This is a genomic window from Clostridiales bacterium (assembly GCA_014799665.1).
In the GTDB taxonomy this organism is placed as follows: Bacteria; Bacillota; Clostridia; order Christensenellales; family Pumilibacteraceae; genus Anaerocaecibacter.
This window is the reverse complement of sequence record JAAVHP010000003.1, coordinates 1-8,098: the sequence shown is the minus strand read 5'-3', so window position 1 is coordinate 8,098 and position 8,098 is coordinate 1. Positions and strand designations below refer to the sequence as shown.

3 protein-coding genes are annotated in these 8,098 nt (G+C 54.3%); all 3 read right to left on the bottom strand.

The window, feature by feature from the left end; translation table 11 throughout:
- Nucleotides 1-1,665: hypothetical protein (locus HDT28_00765; GenBank protein ID MBD5131118.1), on the bottom strand; the 1,665-nt coding region annotated here is incomplete at its 3' end.
- An 872-nt stretch (nucleotides 1,666-2,537) separates the two neighbouring features.
- A complete protein-coding gene (locus HDT28_00760; protein MBD5131117.1) occupies nucleotides 2,538-4,874 on the bottom strand; it encodes a hypothetical protein in 2,337 nt (778 codons plus the stop codon).
- 529 nt (nucleotides 4,875-5,403) lie between these two features.
- Nucleotides 5,404-8,098 (bottom strand): hypothetical protein (locus HDT28_00755; GenBank protein ID MBD5131116.1); only part of this gene is annotated, 2,695 nt, incomplete at its 5' end.

Here is an 8,098-nt window from a genome sequence, read left to right as displayed (position 1 = left end):
ATAGGTCGGCGACGATCCCGTAACAGGTGTTCCAGAAATTGTCGGGCCGGTAAGAGTAATCGGATCAGTGTTTGTGACGGCAACTTCCATAGGATTTGCTGCTGTCGCGTTAGCTGCAGTCCAGACACCTGGATTTCCCGTAAACTGACCGCTTGCATCCGAAGCCGCAAGTTCGAGGCCACCATCCGTGATCTTCACTTCAAACTGAGCACCCACAAGAGTTCGCTGCCAGTTTGCGTTGCCCTTGATATCCGGCTTTGTGAAGGTCATATCCGCCACAAGCTTGTATGTACCAGGCTTCTTGAACTGCAATATCGTGTTGGTAACTGCCTCAGTTGTACCGCCGGCCCCCGCTGTCGCATCTCCTCCACTCGGATTGGTTTGCGTAACGACGCTCGCACTTGGAGACGCATTGTTGACCTGCGTAAGCTTTAGGTTAGTCAGTATGTACTGATCTGCTCCTAAGCCAGTTAGCCCCGCGGTTGAGGCCTTAATGGTTGCATCCAAGCCTGATATAGTTGCAGTCAGCTTTCCATTTGCTACAGTTGATGCGAGTGGAGTTTCGGCTGTTACCGGACGCAGAACGTAACTGGCAAAGTTCATACTGTTGTCCCAGTTTATTGCACCATTGCCCCATAGAGCCTGGGCGCCAATGTAAACAGGCTTGCCTGCATCCAGAAGAGTCTTGATGGCAGCCGCATCCGCGTCTGGGATAGTAAGTGTCGAAGTAGACGGTGCATCTTTTGTTCCATCTGGTGATTTCGTAGGCGTTAGGGTCGTATCCCACCCCGCAGTCTTCAGCGAGCCCGCTCCAGCAAGTGCATTCCATGTGCTCTTCGTGATTTGACTCTCCGAATACATCCACGAGATTGTCGGAGCTCCATACTGCGTATTCAGTGCCGCGGCTGCAGCAGCATCTGCCGGCCAACTGTCCTGCGGGACAAAATAAGCAGGAAGTTTCGGCAGTTCTGCGCCAGTCACATACGGATACTGTGCCGTATTCATGGTTGAGTTCCAGTCCGAGCTGGGATCCGGTGCCGGTACAGCCTTCATGGTTACATTGAAACCAAGAAAATCATACTTCGTATCCGATCCATTGTGATACTTTGCAATAAAGGCCACCTGGTACTTTGTGCCATTCGTTGGATCATCGAGCGTCCAGGCGTCAGTAATTGCTGGTTGAAGAGTCAAATCCCATTTTTGAGATCCAGGCAGCTGTTCAGGCGATGAGACGGTTTTGACGCAAGTGTTCTCTTGAGTCGATGTGAGCGGAGTTGCATTCGCAAGCCAAGCGACCGCAACGTCGGCGGTCGGCTGACTTGGCCCCGCCGTCCAAGCACCAGTCTCATTTGACCACGCCCAATATGTTTCATCAAGCACGTCACCAGAGGCGGCCTGCCATTCTGCGTGCAGAATGCCCGTGTCCGGTGACATAGCGGTAGAACCCTGATAGTAGACTTTGTTTGCCACTACACCACCAGGTGTGAGATTCGTATTTGTCGGAGTGGGGGACAGCGTTACTGCTCTTGATTCAGCGACCCGGCCTGTATTATCCGTTTGTGTAGCTGAATGCTCTTCAGCGGCCAGCCCACTGATCGGCAGAATAGCTGTAATAAGGAAGGCAAGGACTGCAATGAGCGCTATACCTTTCTTAAATGATTTCATAGTTCCTCCTTCTTATATAAAGAAGTTATAGAAGAGAGAGTTGTGAGCTGCAGGTCAGCATCTTTTTTGGCAGCTTGGCTCCCGCCGCCTGACCCCAGACAGGAAGCACACTGAAGCTTCACTTCCATCTTTCCGGGATTCCAGTTTCCGGATGATCTCCCTCCCTTGCGGGACAGTTCTTTAGGGAGCTTCTCCCTGCATCAGAAGCCGGATGCTCCTGTGCGGCTGTTTCCCGGCGGCTGATCGTCTGCTCACGTGGGGTTTCCTTTCCGCAGGCAACAAAAAAAGACACAGAATTTATCGCTTTGTATTTGCGCTTGCTGGTCTTCACTGCTGGTATTCTCTTGTGATGTCTGGGCTGCTGGATCGTCTTGGCTGAAGAGAAGCTTCGCAGCTTCGTCTGAGTAGGTCTCGTCTGCATACGCACCTGCATATGCACGCTTTACAGAAATAAGTGTCCCCCTGTCCTGCGGTTCCTTCGCTTTTTTTGTGCACTCCCTGCCTGTCCATCAAAGTATAGTTTGTAAGATCGGAAATCATGTGTGATATAAGTACAATTTAAATAATAAGTAATTATACAATTATTATGTATTTATAATATTAGTTTTGCTTATTTATATATTATAACAATACATGCTGCATGTTGTGAGTTAGCAAATCTCTGAGAACGCAAAAAACCGGGATATCCCGGTTTTTTGCGTTCTCAGAGACGAACTGTTGACCTATCTATACTGACGAGCCGTAACATCTGCCAAACTGTCTTCTAGCTTCTTCTGCAGACAAATTCGAGGTTGCACGATTCGAAGGCAAATCTTGTTGCCTGCCAGTATAACATTCGTCCATTTATAGATGCTACTGTCTCCTTGAATGGACTACCCTAATGCTGGTACCAGCACTGGACTTTCTGTATCGCCGTCATAGGCGCTGTAGCTGAGCAGCTTTCCATTTTCCACTACCGGCCACAGAACAGTACCGCCGTGGTTAATGGGGTAGTATTTGGTGCCGCCAGCACTGATGCTGGGAGCTGCTACCCGCGTCATCTTTCCGGAGTTGCTCTTCAGATAATACTTCATGCTGGCCCCGGATACTTTCACATAGTATGGACGACCATTCATCCGCCCGGTCTGATATCCGTCTGTCAAAGCAGGGGATACGGCGGTCTGCACGTTTAAGATCGGCACATCCATGCCGTCCACAAACGTACTATAGCAAACAACCTGTCCACTCTCTACCCGTGGAAACAGTACACTGCCACCGCTCAGGATTGGATAAAAAGTCTGACCTCCGGTCTTTACAGACGGCACTGCCACCCGCGTCATCTTTCCAGTGTTGCTGCGCAGATAGTATTTGGTGCTTGCCCCGGAACTTTTCGCATAGTACGTCCGCTCATTTGCCAAGCCTGTTTCAAAGCCGCTAACCGCCGGCTGAAGGTTTGGTGCCGGTATCGAAGCGGGACCAGAAGACCCCACATTTACTGACCAGGAAGCATCCGCGGTTCGTCGCAGCACGCTGCCTTCCGCCCGGCATACCTGCGACGCTCGAACAGAAACTTCCTTTGCTTGGGTACCTACCCGGTAGGTATAAGTGACAGCATATGTGCCGTAATCCGGCAGCAGAACGAAAGTGTCCACATCCGACAGACCGCTTGACACAGCTGTAGGCTCCAGTCCCGATACTTCAAGTCGTCCACATATACCTTCTCCGGTTCCCGATAAGGTCACAGAAATCAAATCTCCCGGTTGCAGATTTTCCGCATCCACTGCTATCTGTACCGCAGAGTCATTGCCTGGTTGCGCTCCCTGTGCATAGCCGTTCTTTCGGAGATCCTCAGCGAGCATGGTAATGTCCTGCAGCTCTATCTGTCCAGATTCATTCAGGTCGCCGTTCGCCAGCGCCTGTGGACTGAGCGGCCGCTCAGCACCCATGGCGTCTGCGAGTGCTGGCAGATCCCGCAGATTAACCATGCCGTCCAGATTCACATCTCCTGGCAGGATACTGCTGCTGCCCTCTGTATAGTCTGCTTCTGCGAGAACTGGATAAGTGAAAGCAAAACAGTCAGTGAGGCCTGCGGCCACATGGTCCTGCTCAAACACGCTGCTTCCCCGCAGATAATCACGTCGATCAATATCCCCGTCATGATCTGCCCAGGTGGCATCCAGGCCGTACCAGCTGCCGCTCAGCATGACATAATTCCAGGCATGCGCTTCTCCCCGGCTCTGTCCCCGCACAATCACACAGGGAATGTCATAGCTATCAAGGAGCATCTTCATCAGCTTTGCATAGCCGGCGCACACGGTCTCCCCCTCTATCAGTGCACTCCAAACAGTCTGATAGCCGCGCCAGTTTCCTATAAAACGCGTACTCGTCTTGTCTGCATAGCGGACATGGCCGCACACCCAGTCGTGTACTGCTCCAACCTTTTGCGCGTCTGTCATACCGTCCAGGTCTCCGATTTCATTCCGGGCTGAGGTAAGCGCTGCTTCAAGATCATTCCGGTTCCCGGTATCTGCATAATGCCAGCGGTCCGGGCCTTCTACTTCTTCTGGTGCCGTGGTAGCCCGGCGCACGCTCTCATTACTCATTCCATAGACAAGGGATTCCAAGTGAACTACAGGTGTGGCTAGTGTAAAAACATCTCCTGGCTGCAGTTCGCACATAGCTGCCAGTTCTTCCTCTGTGGGATCTGCGCTAACTCTGAAAGCGATGGTCGGATCTGTATTCACCAGCCAGGAAAGTTCAGGGTGATCGTACAGAAGGGCCGTGTGCGCGGCAATTACCATGTCCTGTACCGCTTGTTCATCGTCGAGCGCACAGTTCAGGAGAAAGCTGTCATCTTCCTTGGTTACGGTTGCTGTTCCCGGCAGTGTCAGTGATTCCTCTGGCAAATACTCGGTCAGTTCAATCATATGTTCTGCCGGGCCGTTCCATAGAGGGCTCTCTCTGATGGCGTCATAAATGGCACGAGAAGATGCAGGCAGCTGATCACCATAACATTCTTCGCTATATGTGAGAATGCTCCGCGGTGCTTTTCCCGGCTCCGAAACCGGAAAATCTGTCCCATCCCAGTTTGGAAGCACGATCTCACTCTGGAAAGTCAATTCCTCATCCGTTCTTTCGTCCGCCGCCGGCGCTGCCAGCCCAGCGGCTGGGGACACTGCGAGGAGCAATGCAGCCATCAGCAGGCCCAGAGAGCGTTTCCATATCTTCATTTCCTTTCCTCCATCTTTTCTATTTATATTGGCTGCCGCCTTACGATAGTTCATTTGTGTGCTGTTTTGCCTGGAAATCAGCAGACGGCTGCAATGGCCGTCTCAAGATATTCCCCTAAGTAAATTATGTCTTCCGATCCTGACATGGTGCCATCCATAAGGTTTTCCTGACGGCGCAAGAAGATGTTCTGCAAAAATACAGCTGCTCCTTACGGTCATCAACGCTGAGATAACTGCTCTTTAATGGGAAGGACTTCCAGATTGTTTTATCTACTTATTTTATCGGGCTTCTTCTCTTTTTCTTGAGCTCATGCGGATGATATCCTCTGCAGTTTTACTATAATTTCCCTTTTGTGTGCTTTGTCCCCGGCAATCAGCAGACGGCCCCTGGAGGCCGCCGGGAAAACCGGATATCTCTTCCGGCTTTCCCGGCGGCAGGGCAGAAGCCCTGCCGTCCTGAAGAGAAGAGGGAAGGCATCTGCCTTCCCTCTTAACTCAGTTCGTCACCTGTTTCCGTACAGAAACGTCCTTATTTCTGCACCTCGATGGGTTCGTTCAGGATCTGCGCTTCAGCGACGAGATCAGCAATATCAATGCTGCCGTTGCCGTTGAAGTCGCCGGCCTGCTCATAGATACCCTCAAGCGGACGGGTGCCGTTCAGATCGGCAGCCATTCTCACGAGCTGGTTGATCGCGATGACACCGTTGCCGAGGACGTCGCCGGTCACGATGATGGTCGCAGAGTCAGCAACTTCCTGCGTTGCATCGTCCACCAGCTGCAGGATGCAGCCAGTGTAGATGATCGCGTCAGCAGCAAGCGGCTCTTCGTCGCTTCCAACCACACGCAGCGAGTAGCCTGCCGGAACGGTCATATTGAGATCCTGCAGGAACTGCGAGACGGTGGTGCCGTCCTTGGAGACCGTGACGCCGGTCACGACGCCGTTCTCCACCTTGATCGGGCTGCCTTCACCAGGTGTGATCACCGGAGCGCCAGGTGTGCCCTGCGTAATGCTCAGCGCACAGATGCTGCTCACGATCTTGGACACATTCGGTCTGCTGGCCACGATGACGCGGTAGGAGAGCGTCTTGTTCGTGTCATAGTCATCCTGGGTGATGGTTCTCGTCGTGAACGTGCTGGTGAACTGGCCTGTGCCGTCTGAGGACAGGCAGTTTCTCCATTTCGGATCAGTCGAATCCGCGTTCTCTGACACCTGCCAGGTGTAAACCGGAGCGTTCGTGTCAGAAGGCTGCGTGATCGCCGCTGCCACGGAAAGCGTGGCCCGTGATCCGACGGAAACCGTCGCTGTGTCAGCCAGATCGGTAATAATCCACGGGTCACCCGGGACCTCGATCTGGATTGCTGTGGTGCCTCTGACAGCCTGCGGAGCAAGCAGCAGCATATTGTTGGTCATGTCGACCGGGATGATGCTCTGATCTCCGTAGTTGTAGGTGTACTCTGTCTGCTGCAGGGTTTCCTGCGCTGTCTGCGGCTTGTACCACACGCAGTAGTAGGTGCCGTTCAGAGACCGTGCGATTGTGGTGTCGCTTGCGCACTCACCCTGATCATTGATCACTTCCGGCAGATTCAGCTGGAGCGTGCTCGTGTAGCTGCCCTTGGACGGGGAGCTGGTGCTGCTCAGATACAGGTTGGCACTCGGTGCCCAATCCCAGTTCGTGATCGGACGGACTGCTGGTGTGCTGGTGCCGTAGGAGCTGACCGCGATCACCTTGCCGGCCTTGTTGTACCAGACAGCCCAGACCGGTCCGATGCCGTGCTCAAGATCCTGCGCCACGGTGGCACTGCTTGTCAGCAGGTCCATTGTATCCTTTGCCGGATCCGCAGCATAGGCGTCCTTGCTGTTCTGCAGGGTATTGCCGAACTGCGAGAGCGTCCAGTGGATATTCTGGGCAGTCCTCGTGACAACCGGTGTGTTCGCTGTATCCCAGACGTTGATCAGGTACCAGCCGGTGTAGGCCGGGCTGGTGCTGCCGGGCGTCGAGATCGCGCAGCGGTACAGAGTGCCGGTTGCTTCTGTTGTCAGTGCCGGAAGAGTCAGCTTCTGACCGGTTGCAGTGAGCGTCGTCCACTGCTGCGAAGCCGTGTTGTATCTCTGCCACTGATAGCTGACATCCGTTGCCTTTGCCCGTGCTTCGAGCGTCAGACTGTGGCCGTTCACCACGCCCGCACTGATGACGTCGCCGGGTGCCGGATAAATGCCAATCTGGTTCTGGCCTACGATCACGTAGATGATCGGGCCGAAGGCTGCCTTGGCTGCATCATTGGCGTTCTCGACACGGCAGCGGAATGCGTAGACGCCTTCCTTGAGCGGTTCGCTCGTCATGCTCGCGGCAGTTGCACCGGGCACTTCTTCCGAAGCGGCGCCGGCAAGATAAGCTGCTGCCTCGGCAACAGTGTCGATCGAGGCCGGCACTGGAGCCAGATAGCTTCTGACGTACCACTGATACGTCATCGGATCACCGTTGTCTGTCCGGGCGCTGATCTGTGCTGACAGCGTATCGCCGACAAACTTGTAGATCAGGTTATCGCCGGTCGGATTGGAAGCGGTCACGTACACGCTGCCGTCCGGATCCGTGACATTGAGCGTGAGGTAGTTGCTGACATTGATCGATCCGAGATTGGCCGGGCCGCTCTGCATGCAGGTTACCTGGCAGCGGTAGGATACGCCGCTCATCGCATCTGTCACGTTCGGGATCGTCAGGGTCTGAGCCGTCTCTCCGGAAATGGAGGACCATGCCGGAGTCGGGTTGGCTGCCGTCGGCTGCGCCAGGCTCTGCCACTGATAGCTGAGCGTGCTGCCGAACGGCTGGTTATCCACGTTGGCTGTGAACACAGCGGCACCGCCGCGGGACACATTAGTGATGCTGCCGACGGCATCCGGGTTGCTCGTGATCGTCACGACCGGGTCGAGCGCGCCGTTCACGCCGTCGATGTCGATGCGGATCCACCGCGTTGTCATGTACAGATCCGATGCATTCGGGGCATCGGTCTTCGGGTAGATCGCCAGGCGGACCCACCAGCCGTCCATGCCTTCAGTCAGCGGGCTGATCGTCAGCATCGGGCTTCTGACACCCGAGAAACCGAAGCCGGACGGGATCTTCAGCGGATTGCCGTCGTCCTCATCCTTCGTGCTCGGCTTGTACTCCCACTCCATGGTCACATAGTCGGACCAGTTGCAGTTGTCGAGTGCTTTGTAGCCGGCGACA

What these genes read in the sequence shown, in the direction of transcription:
- HDT28_00760 (MBD5131117.1), bottom strand. Translation starts at nt 4,874, where the DNA reads ATGAAGATATGGAAACGCTCTCTGGGCCTGCTGATGGCTGCATTGCTC.